This window comes from Rhizobium sp. 862_C5_N1_2 (genome assembly GCF_051811205.1).
In the GTDB taxonomy this organism is placed as follows: Bacteria; Pseudomonadota; Alphaproteobacteria; order Rhizobiales; family Rhizobiaceae; genus Rhizobium; species Rhizobium leguminosarum.
The window spans coordinates 3,416,660-3,438,477 of sequence record NZ_JBPWPT010000001.1 but is presented as its reverse complement, the minus strand read 5'-3'; the positions used below and the strand labels follow the sequence as shown (position 1 = coordinate 3,438,477).

The following is a 21,818-nucleotide window of genomic DNA, read 5'->3' as shown; positions in this document are numbered from 1 at the left end:
GAGTTTTACCCTCTCCTCGGAAGCGGCACCCGGGCAAGAATATCCGTCACGCCTTCCATCGTATAAGGCTTCTGTAGCACAGGCGCGTCCGAGTGGCTGTTTGCCTGGGCGATGCCTTCCCCATACCCCGTGGCAAAAACGAAGGGCACGCCATCGGCTGCCAGCCGGTCGGCAATCCCGAAACTCGTCTCATCGCCAAGATTGACATCGAGAAGCGCCAGATCGAAGGACTGGCCGGCGAGAATTTCCATCGCCTCGGTGACGCTTGGTGCCGTTGCTACGTCGGCGCCCAGGCGGCGCAGGATGTCTTCGCCATCCATGGCGATGATCAGATTATTTTCCACCAGTAGCACGTTCAGGCCGGAGAGCGGCTGATCGTCGGGAATCGTCTTGCGTCCGGTCGCTCCGACCGGAAGCGGATTTGACCGTTCGCTCGTCGGGCCGACGACATGTCGCGCCGGAATAGAGAAATCGGCCTCGAGCCCATCCTCGACGTAGCGGACCTCCGCCTTGCCGCCAAGGTCATAGGGGATCGAGCGGCGGATGATGGTCGAACCGAAGCCATGACGTTTGGGTTCGACGACGGGCGGGCCATCCTTTTCGCGCCAGCCAAAGATTACCCTCGTCGTCGCGATGCCAGCGGAGTTGGACCGTGCCGCTGCCGGTACCGGAAAGGCTGCCATATTTGGCGCTGTTGGTCATCAGCTCATGGAAGACAAGGGCGGCGGTGGAAAAAGCCTGCGGTTCCAGCAGCACGTCCTCGCCGCCCATCTGAATGCGTTGCGCATTTTTCCCCAGATAGGCGGCGGTCTCTGCCAGCAGCAATTGCCGGAGCGAAGCGGGCGCCCAATGATCGCGGGTGATCTGGTCATGGGCGCGGGCGAGCGACTGGATGCGGCCCTCGAGCTGGCGAATGTAATCGCCAAGGCTGACCGACGTTGCCTGCGACTGCCGAATGATGCCGGTGATGAGGCTCAATATGTTGCGGACGCGGTGGTTCAGCTCGGCGATCAGCAATTCCTGACGCTCGTTTGCCGTCTGGCGCGCCATGCTGACCTCGTCGGTGAGGCGCAACACCACCTCGATCAATGTGACGCGGATGGTTTCGGCGACACGGCGCTCTGCTTCCGTGAAGGGGAGGGAGCGGCCACGCACCAGTTCCGACCAGGCCTCGAAACTCTTGCGCGGTGTCAGCCGCGGGCCATTGGGCCCGTATTCCACCGGCTTGTGCGGGTCGCCGCCCCAGCGAACGGTGCGCACCAATTCCTGACGGAAAAGCACGACATAATCGCGCGGCGATCGTGAGATCGGGATGGCGAGCATGCCTGCCACCGCATCGTCGACCTCAAGATCCGGATAGGTTTCCGCGAGCCTGTCCACGGCGTAGATGCGGCCGGCGGCGTTGCGGTTGAGGTGTCGGACGAGGGCTGCGAAACTTCTCTCATCCGGCCCGATGCCGGCAAGTGCCAGCCGGCCGTTGATCCAGACGCCGATCCCGTCGGCAGGAATGGCGTCGGCGAGCGCCTCGATCAGCCAAGCCGGATCGTCGAGCAGGCTGGCATTGTCTGCGACGGAGGTGAGAAGCCGGTCGGCGATGCGGCGCGCCTTGGTCTCGTAATCGAGAGCCAGTCGCCGTTCGCGGCTTTCAAGGCGCGAGGCAAACATCTGGCCGAAGAGTTCGGCGGTGGAGCGGCTTTGGGCCGAAGGCAGACGTGGACCGTAGTGATGGCAGGCAAATAGCCCCCAAAGCTTCCCGTCGACGACGATCGATATGGAAAGCGAGGCGCCAACGCCCATATTTTTCAGATATTCGATATGGATCGGCGAGACTGAACGCAAGACCGACATGGAGAGGTCGAGCGGCTGGCCGTGCTCGTCGAGCGGCGGCAGGATAGGGACCGCGATGGCGTCGACATCGGCAATGATGCGGAACAGGTTGCGCAGATAAAGCGCGCGCGCCTGTATCGGAATGTCGGAAGCCGGATAGTGCAGCCCGAGGAACGATCCGATGCCGGCCCGGGCGGCTTCCGCCACCACTTCGCCGGAACCGCTTTCGTCGAAACGGTAGACCATGACCCGATCGAAGCCGGTGAGCGCCCGCGCCTGTCTTGCGCCTTCGCGGAAGAAAGCTTCCAGTGTTTTTGTGTGATCGAGGCGGGACATCATGCTGCGCATGGAGAGCGACGCAGCGTCGTGCCGGTCTTCCTGGCAGCGCTCGCCTTCGATGATGACCTGACCTTCGTTCAGATGCACGGCAAGGTCGAACCTGTTTTGATCGGGCGTCAGAGCAATGCCGAAAATACGCTCGACGACGTCGGAACCGCGCAGCGTGGTAAGTTTGTTGCGGATTGCGTGGAGTGCTTCGGGGCTGATCAGAGAGATAACGGGACGGCCGAGCGCATTGGCCTCTGTCACTCCGAGAAACTCCGCCAGATTTGCGGAGGCGCGGATGACAATCCAGTCTGAGGATACCGCCAAGAGAAAGCCGAAGGGCTGGACCGAGCCGAGCTGGTGGATCGGCTCACGGTCGCAATTGGTGAGATCGACGGGTTCCTGCGTGCCGCTCATGGGACGGCTTCCAGTTCGACTTGCCCCGCTTTGAGGAAGAGATCGAAGACATCGCGGGCTGCGGCGACGGCAGCACCGGGATCGTCCACCTTGCTCGCGTCAAGACGATCCATGAAAAGCCGCATGGCGCCCTTCGGCCCTTGCGGGCTCAAGTAGCTGCTGGGCAAGTGGTCAGGCACGGCCTTGGCGAGCAGCGCGCCGCCGAGCTTGGAGCCCTCAAGGACATAGGCGGCACCCCAGACTGCCGCTTCGCAGCGCAATGCCGGTCGCGGAAGCGGTACGGGCAATCGATCATCGAGTTCCCTTATATCGGCGGCCAGCAGATGCGCGCGTCTTCGTTCCGGCCAGTCCGGCAGCAGGCTGTTGATTCCGGCTTCCTCAAGCGCATGTTCGACTGATGGTACGACCCGGGCATGCGCGCGCAGGAACGCTTTGTAATCCTGGGTGCGTGAGAGGTTGAAACTGCCGAAGAGGGTGTCGACCGCGGCGTGGCAATCTGCAGTTTGTGCGCGGAGGGCGCTGCGAAGTGACATGCTGACGTTTTTCCGAGTGATATGGCCGCCGCCCAAAAGGGACGACGAACTAGTGGATATACTGCGGCATCGCGTTATTTCCAGAGAAACGCCTAGGAATAACATGGGTTTCTCGCCGCTCGCAGACGCGCGGCGAGCGCTTCAGCCCATCATTGCCGGCAGTCCCGCGGCGAGCGTATCAATCGCGAGCCGCACCTTCGGCAGCATCACCGGGGAGCGCAGCCAAACGGCATGGGCATCGAAGACATTGGCCGGTTCATGCTTCAACACCTGAATGAGCCGGCCCGCCAGCACCTCCTCGCGGACCAGCCAGCAGGGCAGCCAGGCAAGACCGCGCCCGGCGACGGCCGCATCGGAAATCGAAGCGAGGTCGTCGAGCCGCAGTCGCGCCTTTGGCGCCAGCCGCCGCCCGGGATCGGCTGCAGTCGGAAAGATCCAACCCTTGTCATCGTCGCCCCGCCTGTAGACGATGCCTTCATGCTGGGGAATATCGAAGACTGTCCGCGGTGCGCCATGTTTTTCCAGATAGGCGGGCGATGCGCAGACGGTCATGCGCTGGCGGGCGATCGCCCGGGCCATCAGATCCGGATTGTCCTTCAGCGGTCCGTTGCGGATCACAAGATCGAAGCCGTCCTCGAGCAGGTCGACGATGCGGTCGTTGAAGGAAAGGTCGAGTTCGAGGTTCGGATGTTCATCGAGCAGGCGTGCGAGAATCGGCGAGATGCAATGGCGGCCGAAGAGCACGGGCATCGAGATGCGCAATCGGCCGCGCACATCGCGCCGGCCGGATTCCAACATGGCTTCGCCCAGGCGGATTTCCTCGACCGCCCGCAGGCAGCGCTCGTAGAAGAAGCGGCCTTCCTCGGTCAGGCTCTGCATGCGCGTCGTACGGTTGAAAAGCCGCACGCCGAGACGCTGTTCCAGCCGTGCGATGGTCTTGCCGACGGCCGAACGCGTGAGATGAAGCCGCTCGGCAGCAGCCGAAAAGCCACCTGCCTCGACGGCTTCGACAAAGATCGAGATACCCTTCAACTGTTCCATTTGTTTCCTTTTTGGAACCATTCTGGAGAGTTAATATCGCAACTGGTGCGAAATATTCAACGATATGGTTTCGGCTCCCTGCAATGGACAAGGAGCAAGACAATGCAGACAACACGGCAATGGCAGATCGACACGATCGGACCGGAGCGCCAGGTGACGATCGGCGAGCGGAGGCTCGAGCCGATTTCGGGAAACAAAGTTCTGGTCCGGACGGAAGCCGTCTCGCTCAATTTCCGCGACCGGCTGGTGCTGGAGAGCGGCATGGGGTTGCCGCTGCAATTTCCCTTCGTACCAGCTTCCGATATGGCGGGGGTCGTCGAGGCGGTCGGACCCGAAGTCAGCCGTTTCAAGCCGGGCGACCGGGTCATTTCGACGTTTTCGCCCGACTGGATCGACGGACGCGGGTTGGGCGATGCGCGCACGCCACCCTACAAGACACGCGGCGGCTTCTATCCTGGCGTGCTCTCGCAATATACCGTGCTGTCGGAGGAATGGTATTCACGCGCGCCTGAGACGCTCGATGCGGCGCAGGCAAGCACCTTGCCCTGCGCCGGGCTGACTGCCTGGTTCGCACTGATCGAAGGCGGCGGTCTGAAGGCCGGCGACAAGGTGCTGGTGCAAGGCACCGGCGGCGTGGCGCTCTTCGGTCTGCAGATCGCCAAGGCGCACGGCGCGGAGGTCTTCATCACATCAGGCAGCGCCGAGAAGCTCGGGCGCGCCGCTGCCCTCGGCGCAGATCACGTGATCAACCGCCATGAGGGCGACTGGGTTGAGCAACTCTATCAGTTGACCGGCGGCTATGGCGCCGATCACGTGCTTGAGATCGTCGGCGGCCCGCATCTCGGCCAGGCGCTGAAGGCGGTGGCGATCAATGGCCGTATTTCCGTTATCGGCGTGCTCGAGGGGTTCGAGGTTTCCGGCCCAGCCGGCCCGCTGCTGCTCAAGGCGCCTGTTGTCCAGGGCATTTCTGTCGGCCATCGCCGTGCGCTCGAAGACCTGGTGCGGGCAATCGACCAGACCGGGCTGAAGCCCGTGATCGACAAGCGCTATGCCTTCGACGAATTCCCTGAGGCGCTCGATCATCTCTATCGCGGGCCTTTCGGCAAGGTGGTCGTCGAGTTCTGACGGTCGCGATTTGCCCTTCTGCCTGCTGCATAAAATTATGCAGCAATTCAAAGTGCTACAGCGCCGCGCGTCTGAAAAGACACGCGGCGCTGTAGGCGGAGAAGGGAGGCTGATCAGGCGGCAGCGGGGACGCCCTCTTCGAAGGCGAAGCCTTCATCGGCCCAGCCGGTCATGCCGCCGATCATCAGTTTCACCGACAGGCCGAGGCGGGAGAGGCGAAGTGCGGCTTTATCCGCGCCGTTGCAATGCGGGCCGGCGCAATAGACGACGAAAAGCGTGTCGGAGGGCCAGGCCGACATGCGGTGCGCAGTCATCTTGCCATGCGGCAGGTTGAGGGCGCCGGGAACGTGGGACTGTGCAAAGAGCGTCGGCGAGCGCGCGTCGAGCAGAACGAAATCGACCTTGCCCGACGCAAAGGCGGCGTGGACATCGGAGCAATCGGTCTCGAAGGCAAGCTTGGCTCCAAAATGGGCGGCGGCGATTTCAGCGGCGGCGGCGGGGATTTCTGCGACAGGGCTTGGCATTGCGATTTCCTCTTGGGTTCGAATTGCCGCCTGGTATCGCCGATGCTAAAGCTTTGCGAAATTGGCCATCATGACTGACAGCGTAAAGATCATGCCAAACTCATCGCCACAGCAGACGAAAGGACCGCTGGTCGCAGCGCTTGCCTATGACGGGCTCTGCACCTTCGAATTCGGCATCGCCTACGAGGTCTTCGGCCTGCCGCGCCCGGAGATGGGTGAGGATTGGTATCGCTTCTCCGTCTGCGCCATCGAGCCGGGGCCGCTTCGCGCTGCGGGAGGACTGACGGTCGCGGTCGACAAGGGCCTGGAGGTGCTCGATGAGGCGGACCTGATCGTCGTGCCCGGCTGGCGGGCAATCGATGCGCCGGTACCGGCACCACTCGGCGCAGCGCTCAGGGCAGCGCATCAGCGCGGCGCGCGCATCATGTCGCTCTGCTCGGGCGTTGCGGTTCTTGCCGGATCGGGGCTGCTTGCCAACCGCAGGGCGACGACACATTGGCGCTATGTCGCCTCGATCGCCGCACGTTATCCCGACATCAGGCTTGATGCCGACGTTCTCTACATGGATGAAGGCAGCCTGCTGACGGCGGCGGGCAGTGCGGCCGGCATCGATCTTTGCCTGCATGTGGTGCGCGGCGATTTCGGTTCGGAGGCTGCAAACAGCGTGGCAAGACGGCTCGTCGTGCCGCCGCACCGCGAAGGCGGACAGGCGCAGTTCATTCACGCGCCGGTTCCCGAGGAGCGCGAGGGCATCCGCTTGGGGCCGCTGATCGAATGGATGCGCGAAAGCCTGTCCGAGGACCAGCCGATCAGCCTGCTTGCCAAAAGAGCCGGCATGAGCATGCGCACCTTCCAGCGGCGCTTCGAAGCGACAACGGGTGTCAGCGTCGGCGAATGGCTGCTCACGGAGCGGCTGCGGCATGCCCGCGATCTGCTGGAGAGGGAGCTTGCCGTTTCGCTCGACGATATCGCCGCCGCCAGCGGCTTCAGAACACTGGCGACGATGCGCCATCATTTCCGCAGGCGTCTGGGGACGAGTCCCAATGCCTATCGGAAGTCATTCGGCGGGTAGACTGGCCTGACGCTTTCGAACGTTGCCGGCAAAATTGCAACGCCGCGGATCGATCTTTTCCGCGGCGTTGCAGATCCTTACTCCGCCGCCTGGTGCGCCATCGGGTTGTTCGGGTGCGTCGTCCAGTTGGCGTAGTTGGGGTCGACGACGCGGCCGGTGCGCTTGTCGAGAGTGCCGGCGGGAAGCTGTTCCATGGTGATGCAGTTCTCGACCGGACAGACGCTGACGCAGAGATTGCAGCCGACGCATTCCTCGTCCATCACCTCGAAATGACGCGCGCCATCGACGAAGTTGGTGATCGCCTGGTGCGAGGTATCCTCGCAGGCGATGTAGCAGCGGCCGCATTTGATGCAGGCGTCCTGGTCGATCTTCGCCTTGGCGATGTAGTTGAGGTTCAGATACTGCCAGTCGGTGACGTTGGGGACGGCGCGCCCGGTAATGTCGTCGAGGCTGCGATGGCCTTTTTCGTCCATCCAGTCGGAGAGGCCAGTGATCATCTCCTGGACGATCTTGAAGCCGTAGGTCATCGCCGCCGTGCAGACCTGAACGTTGCCGGCCCCGAGTACGAGGAATTCGGCCGCGTCCCGCCATGTGGTGATGCCGCCGATGCCCGAGATCGGCAGGCCGTAGGTTTCGGGATCACGGGCGATCTCGGCCACCATGTTGAGCGCGATCGGCTTTACCGCCGGGCCGCAATAACCACCATGGCTGCCCTTGCCGCCGACCGTCGGGTTGGGGGCGAAGTTGTCGAGATCGACGGAGACGATCGAATTGATCGTGTTGATCAGCGACACGGCATCGGTGCCGCCGGCCTTGGCGGCGCGGGCGGGACGGCGGACATCGGTGATGTTGGGCGTCAGCTTGGTGATGACGGGCATGCGGGTGTACTGCTTGCACCAGCGCACGACCATCTCGATATATTCCGGCACCTGGCCGACCGCCGACCCCATGCCGCGCTCCGACATGCCGTGCGGACAGCCGAAATTGAGCTCGATGCCGTCGGCGCCGGTCTCTTCGACCAAGGGTAGGATCGCCTTCCAGGCCTGCTCCTCGCAAGGCACCATGATCGAGGCGATCAGTGCCCGGTCCGGCCAGTTCATCTTCACCTGCTTCATTTCGCGAAGGTTGGTGTAGAGGTCGCGGTCGGTGATGAGCTCGATATTGTTCAGACCGAGTAGGCGGCGGTCGGCGCCCCAGATCGCGCCGTAGCGCGGGCCGTTGACGTTGACGACGGGCGGGCCTTCCTCGCCCAGCGTCTTCCAGACCACGCCGCCCCAGCCGGCCTTGAAGGCGCGCTCGACATTGTAGGCCTTGTCGGTCGGCGGCGCAGACGCCAGCCAGAACGGGTTCGGGGAATTAATACCGACGAAATTATTGCGGAGATCAGCCATTGTTCATTCTCCCCTTCAAGCAACCGCGACAGCCGGAGCGGCTGCTGCGGACAGGGCACGATGGATGGATTCAGCCGCGTCGCGACCGTGGGCGACGGCGGAAACCGTGAGATCTTCACCGCCGAAGACGCAGTCGCCGCCCGCCCAGACGCGGTCGAGCGAGGTATGGCCGTCGCCATCGACGGCGATGCGGCCGGATTCCATGCGCAACGAACCGAGTCCAGAGGCGTCAAAGGTCTGACCGATCGCCTTGAAGATCTGGTCGGCGGCAATGACACCGGTTTCGCCGGTGCCGACCAGGCGGCCTTCGAGAATCCTCGTATATTCCACCTCGATGGCGGCGACTTTGCCGTCCTGTGACAGGATCGATTTCGGCGCCAGCCAGTGGCGGATGATGACACCCTTAGAGCTAGCCAGATCCTGCTCGAATTCGGAGGCGTTCATGTGTTCCTTGCCACGGCGGTAACAGATCGTCACCTCCTCGGCACCGAGCAGCTTTGCCTGCACGGCGGCGTCGATCGCCGTCATGCCGCCGCCAAGGACGACGACGCGGCGGCCGACGGCGATTTCGCTCTTGTTTTCGGCCTGACGGAGAGCCGCGATGAAATCGACGGCGTCGTCGACGCCTGCGAGGTTCTCGCCCTCGATGCGCAGCGCGTTGACGCCGGCAAGGCCGATACCGAGGAAGACGCCATCATATTGCGCTTCCAGATCGGAAAGCGAGAAATCGCGGCCGAGACGCTGCCCATGCCGGACCTCGATGCCGCCGATCGAGAGGACGTAATCGACTTCCTTCTGGGCGAAGTCGTCGACGGTCTTGTAAGTGGCGATGCCGTATTCGTTGAGGCCGCCGGATTTTTCCCTGGCATCATAGATAGTGACGGAATGGCCCTTGACGGCCAGGCGATGGGCGGCGGCAAGGCCGGCTGGGCCTGCGCCGACAACGGCGATCGTCTTTCCGGTCGGTTCGGCCCGGGCATAGAACTGCTTGCCGGCCTGCATGGCGGCATCGGTCGCATAACGCTGCAGGCGACCGATCTCGACGGGCCGCTCCTCGGCCGTGTTGCGCACACAGGCCTGTTCGCAGAGTTCTTCGGTGGGACAGACGCGGGCGCACATGCCGCCGAGGATGTTCTGGTCGAAGATCGTCTTTGCCGAGCCGATCGGATTGCCGGTCGAAATCTGGCGGATGAAAAGCGGAATGTCGATCGAGGTGGGACAGGCCGTCATGCACGGCGCGTCATAACAGAAATAACAGCGGTCGGCGGCGACCAGCGCCTCGTGATTGTCGAGGCGCGGATGAAGATCGGAAAAATTAGCCTCATACTCGGCGGGCGAAAGCCGGCCGGCATGAATCCCCGTTTCCAGTCGTTCCATTGAAGTTCCCTCATTATTGGTAAACGGCCTGTGAGGGAAGCGTAACTCAGGTTTAAAAATTTATCAAACGGTAAAATATTGACGATTTTCTCTTGCCGTCACGCCAGTAATCCGCTGTTTTTGCTGGGAGAATTTGTTCGGTCTGCATCGGTGAAATGGCTGAGCGCGCGCCGAGGGAAGGGCATCCGAAAAAAGATTCAAAAAAGTCGAATTTTTTTCGGATGGCAGGGAACCAAAGTTTGATGTCGTCGTTATTGCGATATCCGGATGGTGATCGCATCGACCCAACATGCGCGCCCCCAACCCACTATCCGGACGTACTCACGGTCCCCTCCCGGTGAGTGAAGACAGCCGGTGCGCCGCCCTCGCACCGGCTGTTTTTCGTTCTCGATTGTCTCCAGGGCTTTCACACTCGCTTGAAGATCTCGAATTCGGTTTCCGGAATGGTCAGACGATATTCAATGCGGCCGGGAACGAGGTTCAACTCCGCTTTGCCATTGACCGACGATGGCACGACACGCTCCAGCACGGTGCGGCCGAAGCTGTTGTCGCTGAATTCGTGGACTTCCGACTGATCGTGCAGAACTTCCGCCCAGGCGACTTCGATTGCCTTCCTGTCGTTGATCATGGCTTCGCGGCAATTCAGCGTGATGGAGGCGGCGCCGCCTGATATCGCGCCAAAGGAGGCGGAGTTGACGATGAGTTCGTGGAGGGCGAGTCCGAGATGCACGGCGGCATTCGGTGTCAGGTGAGCGTTGATGCCATAGATCGGCATGGAGCCGGCCGTCTCCGGCCAATAGGGGGCGAACTGCTTTTCGGCGAGTTCGAAGAGGTAGGCGCCGCGCCAGCTGGAATCCGTGATCAGGTCCTGCGAGTTGGAAAGTGATTGCAGCCGCCCGCGGAATTTGAGGAGGAAGCTGTCGAGAGAGAGCGTGTTGCGCGCCGTCTGCGTGGCAATGCCCTGGATGATGGCGAGAAGGTTTTTCGAGCGATGAGAGAGTTCGCGCAGCAGTGATTTCAGAACTTTTTCGCGATGCCGGCTTTCGGTGACTTCAGTCATGACGGACAGAAGTCCATGTGCGCCGCGTTCGCCGGTGCGCTGGATCTTCAGTTCATACGTGCGCCTTTCGCCGTCGACGTCGATCTCAACTTCGGCATTGTTGGGGATGCCGGTTTCCAGCACCTTGTGTTTCAGCGCGGTCAGATATCGCCCATGGGAGTCGCCGAAAAGGGCGGCGTCGCTGCCGCCGGGCATAAAGAGCGCTGCGAAATGCGGCGGCAGATTTTCGGCGTAGAAGATCGACAGCCGGGCGTCTTGGCAGAGGATCGAAATCCCGGCGCTGCCGAGCGCGCGTTCCATCATTGCGGCTTTGCCTTCGAAGGTGAAAGGCATGCCGGACAATGGTTCAGTCGTATTCACGCGGCCGCCTTTCCTTGTGACATCTTGAACGTCGCTGAAGGGAGCGCCCTTACAGACACCGCCTGCCAACTTTAGAACAAAGCGCTGCAAAAAACCGTTAAAGCCACCGGAGCGTCCCGGTAGCACCGGAACGCCTGCTTTGGCGATTTGGTTCCGAAGGCCGGAAAATTGCGTCTCAGGCGGCTACTCTGGTCGATTCATTGAAGAAAAGCGCTTGGCTGATCAGTGCCTTGACCATGTCGGGATTGAAGGGCTTGGTGACAAGGAAAGTCGGTTCCGGGCGCTCGCCGGTCAGAAGCCGTTCCGGGAAAGCTGTGATGAAGATCACCGGCACGCTCGACGTCTTGAGGATGTCGTTGACTGCGTCGATACCGGAGCTGCCGTCGGCAAGCTGGATGTCGGCCAGCACCATGCTCGGCTTGGTCTTGTTGTAGAGCGCCACGGCCTCGGCATGCGTACGGGCAATGCCGGTGACGCGATGGCCGAGGCTCTCGACCATCTGCTCGATATCCATGGCGATCAGCGGTTCGTCCTCGATGATCATGATATCGGTTGCGACCTGACGGGAAATCTCCTGCGACGCCACGTCGAGCAGATGCATGACATCCTGTTCTTCGGTTTCCAGGATTTCGGCGATTTCAGCGACGCGGAAATTCTCTACGGAGGCGAGCAGGAAGGCCTGACGGGCGCGCGGCGAAACCTTGGCAAGGTTTAGCGTGGCGCGTTGCTCCCAGGCATAGGGCGAGGTCGGCTCTGGAATCTGGACTGCGGTGGAACCAAACAGTTGCGTGAACAGTTTGTAGAGTGCGACCCGGTCATTCGCCGTATCCGGGAAAATCGACAGATCGGCGATGATGGCTTCGAGAACGGCGGCGACGTAAGCGTCGCCCGAAGTCTGAGTGCCGGTAAGGGCGCGGGAATAGCGGCGCAGATAAGGAAGGTGCGGCGCAATCCGAGTAGAAAGTGTCATTCATGGCTCCTGCATACAGGCCGGCATTGGCTTCAATGAGCGGTTAACGCCGCCTTGGTAAAAAAGTTCCGGAATGGCAGGAACTTTTTTCGTCGCGCCGCATTATTCCAGCCGACGAAGAAAGGGCGTAGCGTTTTGACCCATGCAGCGGCAAATACCAGCGACATCGACAATCGAACGTTCGATGTCGATGGTTGAAATTGTGATTGATCCCATCCACGCCCCGCGAACAGACAACCGGCGAGAAGACGAATTGATGACTACACGCAAGAAAGAAGCAGCCGATCAGCGAAAGCTGGAGCTGCGGGCAAGCGACATCTTGGACCCGAACAATCAGATCGGCGTCAGGCTGAGGTCGCTTTATGCGGCCGCACAGGATGAGGCGATCCCCGATCGTTTTCTCGACCTTCTCGAAAAGCTCGACCATGCTGAAATGATGGCTTCTGCCAAGATGGCCGAATAGGATCGCCCGCATGGAAGATAAATCGCAACCCAGCTTCAAGCGGGAATTGCTGGCGGCACTCCCAAGTCTTCGCGCTTTCGCAATCTCGCTCATCGGGCGGCACGACCGTGCCGACGATCTCGTCCAGGACACCATCATGAAAGCCTGGGCCAAACAGGATCATTTCGAGATGGGCACCAATATGAAGGCCTGGCTCTTTACGATCCTGCGCAACGAACTCTACAGCCAGATGCGCAAGAGCGGCCGCGAAGTGCAGGACAGCGACGGGCTGTTCACTGAATCGATGGCGATGCACCCCTCGCAATATGGCGCTCTCGATCTGCAGGACTTCAAGAAGGCGCTCGACCAGCTGCCGCCGGATCAACGCGAGGCGATCATCCTCGTCGGCGCCTCGGGTTTTTCCTACGAGGAGGCGGCCGAAATCTGTGGCTGTGCCGTGGGCACCATCAAGAGCCGCGTCAACCGGGCCCGCCAGCGGCTGCAGGAGTTGCTGCAGATATCTGGCGAGGCTGATTTTGGCCCCGACGCCACCTCGGCGCCGCTAACGTCGAAGGCCTTCGCGTTCTGACAACAGTTATATTTGGGAGGAAAGCCGGTCGCCCCTCGGGGCGCCGGCTTTTTTGTTTTGGGAGAAGGGCGCGTATCCAAGTCGTGGATAGCTGTTCAAGGCAACTACCTCACGCTCCCTCATTCCTGTGACACGCACAGGATGAGGGAGCGTGAGATGGCGTCCTTGCCTAATTTTCCGCTCGTATGTGAGGGGGAAAGTGTTCACTCTCTCCATTTTCGTAGCGAGTACGCATAGAGCGAGTCCCTCAATCAATCGTCGCGCTTCGAGCCCACCAGATTGGCTGCGACGATTGCTGCCAGAACACCGGCGGTCAGGAGCGGCTGGGCGCGGATCAGGCCGAGCCCGACCGTTGCCAGCGATTCCACCGCAGCACGGCGTTCACGGGCGCGGCGTGCTTCCCGGGTGTTGATGATCGACATCGCGACCAGGGCGATGATGGCGATCAGCAGCGCGCAGGCGGCCAGGAAGAGGGCAGCCCCGACTGGGCCGTAGATGCCGGCGAGCCAGATGGCGCCGGCGGTGACGGCCAGCGCGTAGGCGGTGAGAAGGAAGAGCACGGCAAGCGCAATGAAGATGCCATTGCGCTTGGCGCGCGCAACGGTCCGGTGCACGCTTGCGCCCGTCAGCAGGCTGAGGATCGAAAACAGCATCGCGCTTCCTCAGCGCCGGGCGAGGAAGGCGATGGCAAGGCCGAAAGCGGCTGCGGCGCCGATGGTTGCCAGCGGATGCTTGCGTACGGTATCGCGCATTTCCGTCGCGCCGCGCTCATAGCCGTGCTGCAATTCGCGCAGCAGATCCTCGCTGCGGCCAAGCAGTTCTTCGTAACCGGCGCCGGCCTGGCTGCGGATTTTCTCGCCTTGGTGGCGCGAGCTCTTGCCGACGAGGCGCGTCAGTTCTGCGAGTTCGTCGCGCAGCGCCTCGATCTGCTCCTCGATGCCGGATTCCAGATTGTGGAAGGTGCCGTTGCGGCGGCTGCGGGCGGACTGGAAGATAGAATAGCTCATGGCTGTCTCCATTGGCTGGGGCGCGCGCAAGCCCGCCTGTTTCGCACGAGGGTCACCACCGTCCGTTGCATGAATGATATCGCCCGGCATTGACCCAGATCATGCCGAAAACGTGCCGGACGATCAAAAGTTCCGCCGGAGCAGTGCTCAGGGGCGGGAAACGGCACTGTGGGCGAGCACGAAGGGCGTGCCGTCGGCCGGCACCTGGTTGATGCGCAGCGCGCAACCGAACACCGAGAGCATCGTTTCGTCCGTCAGCACTTCAACGATGCTGCCGGCGGCCGCGAGCCGGCCGGATTTCATCAGCACGATGCGGTCGGCAAAGAGCGCCGTCAGATTGAGATCGTGCATGACGGCGATGACACCGCCGCCGCGTTCGCAGAAATTGCGCGCGCGCGTCATGATGGCCAGCTGGTGGCTGATGTCGAGGCTCGAGACCGGTTCGTCGAGCAGCAGCCAGCAGGGCTTGCCGTCGACGACGGGCTCGGCGATCTGGCAGAGCACGCGGGCAAGCTGCACACGCTGCTGCTCGCCACCGGAGAGCTCCTGATAGAAGCGGCCTTCGAAGCCGGTCAAGTCGACGGAGGCTAGTGCTGCGGCGGCCGTCTGCTCGGCCTTGTCGGGATGCAGGTTGAGGCCTGATGTCGGGCCCATGCGGACGATCTCGCGTACGGTAAAGGGAAAGGAGATGGTGCTCGCCTGCGGCAGCACACCACGAATGGCGGCAAGCTGCCAGGGTTTCAGCCCCTTCACCTCGTCGCCGCCGATGCGCACCGAGCCGCTATAGGCAAGTTCGCCGGAGATGGCTTTCATCGTCGTCGTCTTGCCGGAGCCGTTCGGCCCGGCAATCGCCGTCAGTTCGCCGGCCTTTGCCGTGAAGGCGACGTCGCTGATGATGGTCTTGCCGGAAAGGCGCACGGAGACGCCGGAAACTTCGATCATCTAAATGTCACTCACGGGGTCACTCACCGGGGTCACTCACAGGGCAAGGCGCGAACGCTGCCTCAGCAGGATCCATAGGAAGAACGGGCCGCCGACCGCCGCGGTGATGATGCCGATCGGCAGCTCGGCCGGGGCAACCAGGGTGCGCGCCAGGACATCCGCGAAGATCAGCAGAGAGCCGCCGAGCAGTGCTGCGGCCGGCAGCAGGAAACGATGGTCGGGGCCGATCGCCATACGCAGGATATGCGGCACGACGATCCCGACGAAACCGATACCGCCGCTGACGGCGACGGACGCGCCGGTCGCCGCGGCGACGCCGACGATCGCGACATTCTTCAGCCGCTGCACCGGCACGCCCATATGAAAGGCGGCCGCCTCGCCGAGCGTGATGGCATTGAGGCCGCGGGCCATGAAGGGCAGGGCGGTGAAGGACAAGAGGATGATCGGGCTGGCGGCAGCGATCTTCGTCCATGTGGCGCCGGCAAGCGAGCCCATGCTCCAGAAGGTCAAGTCGCGCAGCTGCTGGTCGTTGGCCATGTAGATCAGCAAGCCTGTTACGGCGAGGGCGAGCGCACCGAGCGCGATGCCGGCAAGCAGCATTGTCGCCACCGAGGTCTGGCCATGACGGGTGGCGATCCTGTAGAGCAGTAGCGTCGTGACGAGGCCGCCGCCGAAGGCGGCCGCCGGCAGAGCGTAGATGCCGAGAAGAGCCTGGAGCGGAGCTGCAAGGCCGCCGCCGAGCACGATCATGGCGACCGCGCCGAGGCTTGCGCCGGAGGAGACTCCGACCAGGCCGGGATCGGCCAGCGGATTGCGGAACAGGCCCTGCATCACCGTGCCGGAGACGGCCAGCGAGGCGCCGATCAGGAAGCCGAGGATCGCCCTGGGCAGGCGGATATCGAAGATGATGATCCGGTCACGCGTGCTGAGCGCCGTCTCAGAGCCGGCCATGTTGCTGATGACGTCAAGGATCGAGGCATCCGAGGCGCCTGTCGTCACGGAAAACAGCATCGAAAAGACCGAGCCGGCGACGAGCAGCGCGATCGCCAGCAAGGCGAGCCGCGTCCTGTCGCCCGCCTGCCTGATTTCGCCGATGTCCGCCATCGGGAATGGTCGCCTTCGTTCCGTCATGGCTTGCGGCAGGGCCATGATCAGCCCCCGTAGATCGCCGTGTTGAGCTCCCGCGCGGCGGCTGCGGTGCGCGGGCCGAAGCCGAGCAGGTAGACGCCGTCCATTCGGATGATCGCTTTTTTCTCGCCAGCCGGCGTCAGCGCGATCGCCGGCTGAGCCAGCAGATCCTCGTTCTTGGTACCGGCGCCATCGCCGCGGTTCATCATCAGGATGATGTCGGGCTTGGCTTCGATGATCGCCTCGTCCGTCAGCGGCTTATAGCCCGGGAATGCGCCGACGGCGTTGATGGCGCCGGCGAGCTTGACGATCCCATCGGCGGCCGTGCCGGTGCCCGATGCCATGATCCGGCCGTTCTGGGCGCTGAGGATGAAGAGAACGCGCTTGCGCTCGGTCTCCGGGCGCTTTTCCGCATCGGCGATCGCCGCATCGAGATCGGCCGCGACCTTTTCTTCAAGTGCCTTCGCCTTGTCGGGCACGCCAAGCAGCGTGCCGACACGGTCGATCTTGGCGATGATACCGTCGCGGGTAAAGGCGCTCGGCACGGTTTCGAAGGGCACGCTGGCATTCTTCAGCACGGTCAGCGCCTCCTGCGGGCCTGAACCTTCGACGGCGATGATCGCCGTCGGGTTCATGGCGAGGATGCCTTCCGGCGAGAGCGCGCGCATGTAACCGACGTTGGGCAGCTTCAACGCCGCCTCCGGATACATGCTCGTCATGTCGCGGGCAATCAGCCGGCTTTCTTCGCCGAGCGCATAGACGATCTCGGTGATGTCGCCGCCGACCGAAACCAGGCGCGAGGTGTCGAGCTTCTTTTCTTCAGCGTGGGCGGCGCGGACGAAGGCGAAGCCTTCGATTGGGCGCGCCGTCGAGATCAGTGGCAGCGCCATGACGGCCGCCGTCAGGGCCAGTTCCCAAGGGCGGATCCGGCGCAGATTGTTACGCATCGTCATCGTTGCGATCCTTATGCGGCCACGCTTGCTGCCCGCGGCAGGCTTTCCATGATCTCGCGCCACGCGGCGCGTTCGTCGGAACCTTCCTGCCGCTTGCCGAAGAACTGGATGATCATCTCGCCTTCTGCGTTGTAAGCCTCCAGCGAGGTGACGTGTCCATCCGTGGTCGGCTTGCGCACGGCCCAGGTCTCGGCGATGTGATCTTGGCGCAGATGCAGGTGGAAAGTCGGGTCCATGATATTGATCCACGGGCCCATCGACTGCACGTTGAAGATCGGGCCGGAATGGATCTGGACGATGCCGTCATTGGCGACAAAGCACATGATCGGCAGGCCAGATTTCACAGAGGCATGCATCATGTCTGCCGTTGCGCTGTTGTCGAGCCTCCAGGCATAGTCGTCGCCGACAGTGCGCACCGCCGCCTGGCGGCCGATCTTCAGGCGCTTCAGCATGCCGAAGAACTGATGCGTATCGGTGAGCTTGCTCCAGTTGTCGCGCAGTTCGTCGCGGCTGACGTCGGTGGTCTCATCGGCGGCGTTCGAGGTTTCAGCCTCGACAAATTCCTGCGATTGGTCTTCCAGCTTCAACTCGGCGACGATCGCGTGATAGGCCTCGACATTCGAGCTCGGGCGCAGGTGCACCTTGTGCACGGCGTTGCCTGTTTTGTCGAAATATTGCAGGCTGAGGCGCTCCTGGTCGCCATCCTTCTTGGATACGGCGAAACCATGCTCCCAGCGGCTCGGGAAGATGCGCAGGTCGATATTCTCGCCGAGAACGATCGCGGCCTGCGCACCGCTCTTGATGTTTTCGAAGACACCGATCTTCTCGTGCACGGCACTTTCGTTGCGCGACAGCGCCATCACTTCGCCGAGGCCGGCCACGCGTTCGAGAAGCTTCAGTGCGCTGCCATCGATGCGGGTCACGCTGATGCCGGTTTCGGCGGCGACGAGGGCTGCCTCGGAAATCTTCAGCTGCGCGGCGATATCGCGCTCGCGCATTTTCGGATTCTCGGCGCGAAACGCACGGATTTCGGCTGGCGCCGGTCTTGTCTGTTCGGTCATGTCCTACCCTACTTATTGAGAATGAGCTTGCCCTGACGGGTGATCTTCAGGCGATAGACCAAGCCGTCGTGTCTAATCATGATCTCGTTCGTGCCGCGGAAGAGATCCGCGCTTTCGACGATCCGGTGCTGCGCCGCAGGCTCGCTCTGCAGCGGCACGTGCTTAAAGTTATCTGGCTTTTCAACCATCATTTCAGTTGGCAATTCCGTGAGACCGGTGATCAGGGTCCCCGGTTGTGATGACAATTATCTTGACTTTCTTACTCATAGTTTTTTAAAGACGCAATAGGAGACTAATATAGTCAAGTTTTTGAGATTGCTGATATGAAGCCGCCTGGCGGCGGTTCGCGACAATGGCGGAGAAGATTGATGACGGTTAGGTTTGCGGCTGTTGCAGCCGGCATGGTGATGGCGGTTTCAAGCGTATGCCAGGCGCAGGATGCGGCAACCGCCAAGCTGGATGTCGAACTCAACGCTTTGGCGCCGTCGCAAAAGGGCTGCATGATGACCTTCGTCGCCGAGAACAATCTTCAGGCGCCGATCAACAAGATCTCCTTCGAGCTCGCTTTCTTCAACGACAAGAATGCCGTCGACCGCATCACCGTGCTCGATTTCCGCGATCTGCCGCAGGGCAAGAAGCGCGTGCGCCAGTTCGATATGCCGAATGTGAAGTGCGAAACGGTCACGCGCATCATCATCAACGACACGCCGGTCTGCGACGGCCCGGCGACGGGCGAATGCATGAAGGGTCTCGTCACCCGTTCACAGATTTCCGTTCCCTTCGAGGGCTAAGAATACGCCGGGAATGAATCCCGGCGGGCATGGTCAGACTGTCCGAGGCATACAAATGGCAATTTCAGCGAAGTCCAGATCGAGACAGGTGCTCATCGCGGAGCCGGACGCTGACAGTCTGAACGACAATAACATGCATCCCGGCCACGAGCTTTCCGACCTGCGCAATGTGCAGCGGCAGCCGGCCGGCGAGGCTGTGGTCCACTATGCGCGTTTCGCGCAGATACCCTCCTTTCCCGATCATCCGGAAGCCGAGCCGATAGCCTCCGTTCCTGCGCCGCCGATGGATGCGGCGGTGGAAAAGCAGGAGGACGAGAAGAAGCCGGTGCGGCGACGGATGGCGCTGACTTGTATTGGTTCGTTCTTTTTTCATGCAGGTCTGGTGGTTGCTCTTAGCGTGTTCATGCCGACGCCGCCGAACGAAGCGATTGAAGATGCTGGTGAGGCTGTCAGCGTCGTCGTGTATGGCGACTCTGACGTTGACCAGACATCGGCCGGCGATCCAGAGTTAGAGCGCCAGCCCGAGCAAGTTGCCTCGGAGGAGGTTGAGCCGGATACAGTTCAATCGGAGGAGGCCACCGAACTAGATGCCACGACCGTGCCGCCGGAGCAGGCCCAGCCGGTCGAAACTGAAACGATGGAGACCGTTCAGTCGGTGCAGGAAGTTACGCGGGTTTCCCCTGAGGCCGTTGTTGCCGCCGAGCCAGAGGTGCTTGTCTCCGAGAGCCCTGCAGAATCTTTCGTCGCTCAGCCGATGGCAACGGCTGTGCCCGAACAGCCCACGCCTGATATTGCGCAGGCAACAGTACCGGAAGAAGTAGTGCCAACGGCTGTCCAGCCCACCGCAGTTCCGCCGGAAGAAGTAAAGCCTGTCGAGACTGTCGAAGTGTCGCCGGAACCTGAAGACAAGCCGGTGCCAAAACCGAAGCCGAAGGCTGAAAAAACGAAACCGGTTGAAAAGAAACAGTCTCAGAAGAGGGCCAAGCCTGCTGGTGGGGAAGAGGGCTCAGATCGTGAGGACTCGACGAGGGGCGTGGTCAACGGCCAGGACGGGCCGCAAACTGACGGCTCGTCAACTACGACAGGCGGAACTGATGGTATGGGAAGTGCTGCCGTAGCCAACTACCCTGGTAAGATACAGAAGCGGATCCGTCGTGCTGTTCGCGTGCCTGATGAATACAAAAACAAGAGCGACGGTATGACGGTAAGGATTCAATTGACGATTAACGGAACAGGCAGGGTAGCGTCGGTTTCTGTTGCTCGCAGTTCGGGTATTGCAGAGTTGGATAAAGCTGTTCTGGATGGTGTGCGGCGCGCGGCGCCGTTTCCGCCGCTACCCTCGGAGTGGGGTAAGCCTAGCTGGACTTTCACCCAGGAAGTTCAGGTCACTAGATAATATGATAAAAATAATCAACTTTATACTTTACTCTAAAAATCAAGTTTAATAAGGTCCGCTCGCACACGCAGGAATCGTGTGACGATCAACGAGCGAACGGGTGGTATATGGCTCGCAAGGGCAAGAAGGGTTCGAACCGGGAGGTCCGCGACAGCGCGGGCGAGGACGCCGGTCAGGCATCCCTTGGGCGATCCAAACTGGATGGCCGCAGTTTCCTCTATGTCGGCGGCCGTGACTGCCAGGTGGCGCATCTTCGCCAGATCTGCAGCAATTTCGGCGCCGAGCTCATTCATCACGACGGCGGCTTACGCGAAGCGGTTTCGCGCATCGATACCGTCCTTCCCTCGGTCGACTGCGTGTTCTGCCCGATCGACTGTATCAGCCACGATGCCTGCCTGCGCGTGAAGACCGGCTGCAAGAAGTTCGGCAAGGCCTTCATCCCGCTTCGCAACGGCAGCAAGTCCAGCCTGGAGCGTGCGCTGCAGACGATGAACGAACGAGACAATTCCCGATGAACGACCAGCGCCCCGACGGCTTCACCATGATCGGCCTGCACAAGCTTGCCGCGCAGACAGGCGAGGGCCTCGTGCCCGAACTCTACGAGCTTTTCCAGCAGCATGCCGAACGCCAGCAGATCTACCAGAATGTGATGTTCTTTCCGACCTGGGAAGCGCGCATGCCCGGAGAGGCGGCAACAAGACCGCTTGGCCCGGCGGCGGCAAACGGCGATAATGTTCTCGCCTTTCCCTCGCGTGCGGCAAGGGCGGGCAAGAGGAAGGCGTAAGGAGATTTCATGTATATCGCAATGAACCGCTTCAAGGTTGCAACCGGGAGCGAAGGCGATTTCGAGACGGTCTGGCGCAATCGCGATTCCAGCCTGCCCGAGGTGCCCGGTTTCGTCGAATTCCGCCTGCTGCGCGGCAAGGTCAACGACGAGGAAGGCTACACGCTCTATTCCTCGCACACGGTCTGGAAAAGCGAGGCGGATTTTCAGAACTGGACGAAGTCCGAGAGCTTTCGTGCAGCGCACCGCAATGCCGGCGATCACAAGGCGATCTACAAGGGACCGCCAGTCTTCGAAGGCTTCAACGTCGTCGACGGCATATGAACGAAGGGCCGGATCGCATCGAGGTTCTGCCGGTCCTGCCGTCGCTGGATATCGATGAGACGCTTGCCTTCTACCGCGATGCGCTCGGCTTTACCGAGATCGTCTATCGGGCGGCGGACTATCTCGTCCTGCGGCGCGACGACATGGAGCTGCATTTCTGGCGGACGCAGGATGCCACGCTTTGCCAGAACAGCTCCGTCTATCTCCGAGGCGGCGGCATCGGCGCCCTCCACGCGGAATATCGCGAAAAAGGCGTCGAGCGCCTGAGCAATATGGAGGTGCGGCCATGGAACATGGAGGAGTTCTACATCCATGATCCGCACGGCAATCTGCTGCGCTTCGGCCGTGTGCCGCAGCCGCGTGACTAGAGCAACTCCAGC

The 21,818-nt window shown here is 61.7% G+C and carries 24 protein-coding genes and 1 pseudogene; 10 read left to right on the top strand and 15 right to left on the bottom strand.

Features of this window, described 5'->3' with window-relative positions; translation table 11 throughout:
• Nucleotides 1-5: 5 nt before the first annotated feature.
• From ACD590_RS17270 to ACD590_RS17260, 3 genes and pseudogenes are all read right to left on the bottom strand, one after another.
• Nucleotides 6-2,568: pseudogene (locus ACD590_RS17270) on the bottom strand (HWE histidine kinase domain-containing protein).
• Complete coding sequence (locus ACD590_RS17265; protein ID WP_026188502.1) at nt 2,565-3,101, bottom strand: biliverdin-producing heme oxygenase; 537 nt, start codon at nt 3,099-3,101, stop codon at nt 2,565-2,567. Before ACD590_RS17265 ends, ACD590_RS17270 begins: the two are co-directional and overlap by 4 nt.
• A gap of 141 nt (nt 3,102-3,242) precedes the next feature.
• Nucleotides 3,243-4,142 carry a LysR family transcriptional regulator gene (locus ACD590_RS17260; RefSeq protein ID WP_439003086.1) on the bottom strand — a complete coding sequence of 300 codons (900 nt, stop codon included), beginning with the start codon at nt 4,140-4,142 and terminating at the stop codon, nt 3,243-3,245.
• 102 nt (nt 4,143-4,244) lie between these two features.
• Between ACD590_RS17260 and ACD590_RS17255 the strand changes: the two genes are divergently transcribed.
• Nucleotides 4,245-5,267 (top strand): zinc-dependent alcohol dehydrogenase family protein, encoded by a 1,023-nt coding sequence (locus ACD590_RS17255; protein WP_439003085.1) that lies wholly within the window; start codon nt 4,245-4,247, stop codon nt 5,265-5,267.
• Between the two features lie 113 nt (nt 5,268-5,380).
• On the opposite strand, the gene ACD590_RS17250 is transcribed toward ACD590_RS17255, so the two are convergent.
• Entirely contained in the window at nt 5,381-5,791 is a 411-nt protein-coding gene (locus ACD590_RS17250) for a rhodanese-like domain-containing protein (protein ID WP_018243264.1), read from the bottom strand.
• Between the two features lie 70 nt (nt 5,792-5,861).
• On the opposite strand from ACD590_RS17250, the gene ftrA reads away from it, so the two are divergent.
• Nucleotides 5,862-6,863, top strand: coding sequence for a transcriptional regulator FtrA (ftrA, locus tag ACD590_RS17245; RefSeq protein ID WP_439003084.1), 1,002 nt, complete (start codon nt 5,862-5,864; stop codon nt 6,861-6,863).
• 77 nt (nt 6,864-6,940) lie between these two features.
• Here ftrA and preA read toward each other — a convergent pair whose 3' ends face one another.
• The 4 genes from preA to ACD590_RS17225 form a co-directional block, all read right to left on the bottom strand.
• A complete protein-coding gene (preA, locus tag ACD590_RS17240; RefSeq protein ID WP_439003083.1) occupies nt 6,941-8,254 on the bottom strand; it encodes an NAD-dependent dihydropyrimidine dehydrogenase subunit PreA in 1,314 nt (437 codons plus the stop codon).
• Between the two features lie 15 nt (nt 8,255-8,269).
• Nucleotides 8,270-9,631 (bottom strand): NAD(P)-dependent oxidoreductase, encoded by a 1,362-nt coding sequence (locus ACD590_RS17235; RefSeq protein WP_018243261.1) that lies wholly within the window; start codon nt 9,629-9,631, stop codon nt 8,270-8,272.
• 406 nt (nt 9,632-10,037) lie between these two features.
• On the bottom strand, nt 10,038-11,033 hold the full coding sequence (locus ACD590_RS17230; protein WP_439003553.1) for a sensor histidine kinase: 996 nt from the start codon (nt 11,031-11,033) through the stop codon (nt 10,038-10,040).
• A gap of 193 nt (nt 11,034-11,226) precedes the next feature.
• Complete coding sequence (locus ACD590_RS17225) at nt 11,227-12,021, bottom strand: response regulator (protein ID WP_018243259.1); 795 nt, start codon at nt 12,019-12,021, stop codon at nt 11,227-11,229.
• A gap of 256 nt (nt 12,022-12,277) precedes the next feature.
• On the opposite strand from ACD590_RS17225, the gene ACD590_RS17220 reads away from it, so the two are divergent.
• Both ACD590_RS17220 and ACD590_RS17215 read left to right on the top strand, forming a co-directional pair.
• Nucleotides 12,278-12,484 carry a NepR family anti-sigma factor gene (locus ACD590_RS17220; RefSeq protein ID WP_024319398.1) on the top strand — a complete coding sequence of 69 codons (207 nt, stop codon included), beginning with the start codon at nt 12,278-12,280 and terminating at the stop codon, nt 12,482-12,484.
• A gap of 10 nt (nt 12,485-12,494) precedes the next feature.
• Nucleotides 12,495-13,052 carry an RNA polymerase sigma factor gene (locus ACD590_RS17215; protein WP_003542247.1) on the top strand — a complete coding sequence of 186 codons (558 nt, stop codon included), beginning with the start codon at nt 12,495-12,497 and terminating at the stop codon, nt 13,050-13,052.
• A 251-nt stretch (nt 13,053-13,303) separates the two neighbouring features.
• On the opposite strand, the gene ACD590_RS17210 is transcribed toward ACD590_RS17215, so the two are convergent.
• The 7 genes from ACD590_RS17210 to hemP form a co-directional block, all read right to left on the bottom strand.
• Nucleotides 13,304-13,705 (bottom strand): hypothetical protein, encoded by a 402-nt coding sequence (locus tag ACD590_RS17210; protein ID WP_047618870.1) that lies wholly within the window; start codon nt 13,703-13,705, stop codon nt 13,304-13,306.
• A gap of 9 nt (nt 13,706-13,714) precedes the next feature.
• Nucleotides 13,715-14,059: a DUF883 family protein gene (locus tag ACD590_RS17205; protein WP_018243255.1), complete on the bottom strand. Its 345-nt coding sequence runs from the start codon at nt 14,057-14,059 to the stop codon at nt 13,715-13,717.
• Between the two features lie 147 nt (nt 14,060-14,206).
• A complete protein-coding gene (locus ACD590_RS17200) occupies nt 14,207-15,001 on the bottom strand; it encodes a heme ABC transporter ATP-binding protein (protein WP_439003082.1) in 795 nt (264 codons plus the stop codon).
• Between the two features lie 36 nt (nt 15,002-15,037).
• Entirely contained in the window at nt 15,038-16,150 is a 1,113-nt protein-coding gene (locus ACD590_RS17195) for a FecCD family ABC transporter permease (protein ID WP_439003081.1), read from the bottom strand.
• 2 nt (nt 16,151-16,152) lie between these two features.
• Nucleotides 16,153-17,082, bottom strand: a complete 930-nt coding sequence (locus ACD590_RS17190; protein WP_439003080.1) for a heme/hemin ABC transporter substrate-binding protein — start codon at nt 17,080-17,082, stop codon at nt 16,153-16,155.
• An 11-nt stretch (nt 17,083-17,093) separates the two neighbouring features.
• On the bottom strand, nt 17,094-18,143 hold the full coding sequence (locus tag ACD590_RS17185) for a hemin-degrading factor (RefSeq protein WP_439003079.1): 1,050 nt from the start codon (nt 18,141-18,143) through the stop codon (nt 17,094-17,096).
• 8 nt (nt 18,144-18,151) lie between these two features.
• A complete protein-coding gene (gene hemP, locus ACD590_RS17180) occupies nt 18,152-18,334 on the bottom strand; it encodes a hemin uptake protein HemP (RefSeq protein ID WP_012758649.1) in 183 nt (60 codons plus the stop codon).
• A gap of 177 nt (nt 18,335-18,511) precedes the next feature.
• On the opposite strand from hemP, the gene ACD590_RS17175 reads away from it, so the two are divergent.
• From ACD590_RS17175 to ACD590_RS17150, 6 genes are all read left to right on the top strand, one after another.
• Entirely contained in the window at nt 18,512-18,934 is a 423-nt protein-coding gene (locus tag ACD590_RS17175; protein ID WP_047619083.1) for a hypothetical protein, read from the top strand.
• 55 nt (nt 18,935-18,989) lie between these two features.
• Complete coding sequence (locus ACD590_RS17170) at nt 18,990-20,330, top strand: TonB family protein (protein WP_439003078.1); 1,341 nt, start codon at nt 18,990-18,992, stop codon at nt 20,328-20,330.
• Between the two features lie 107 nt (nt 20,331-20,437).
• A complete protein-coding gene (locus ACD590_RS17165; RefSeq protein WP_018243248.1) occupies nt 20,438-20,845 on the top strand; it encodes a DUF2325 domain-containing protein in 408 nt (135 codons plus the stop codon).
• Nucleotides 20,842-21,114, top strand: coding sequence for a hypothetical protein (locus ACD590_RS17160; RefSeq protein ID WP_028733298.1), 273 nt, complete (start codon nt 20,842-20,844; stop codon nt 21,112-21,114). The genes ACD590_RS17165 and ACD590_RS17160 overlap by 4 nt, the downstream gene beginning before the upstream one ends.
• Nucleotides 21,115-21,123: 9 nt before the next feature.
• A complete protein-coding gene (locus tag ACD590_RS17155) occupies nt 21,124-21,438 on the top strand; it encodes an antibiotic biosynthesis monooxygenase family protein (protein ID WP_017994942.1) in 315 nt (104 codons plus the stop codon).
• A complete protein-coding gene (locus tag ACD590_RS17150) occupies nt 21,435-21,806 on the top strand; it encodes a bleomycin resistance protein (protein ID WP_222284053.1) in 372 nt (123 codons plus the stop codon). Before ACD590_RS17155 ends, ACD590_RS17150 begins: the two co-directional genes overlap by 4 nt.
• Nucleotides 21,807-21,818: the final 12 nt, after the last annotated feature.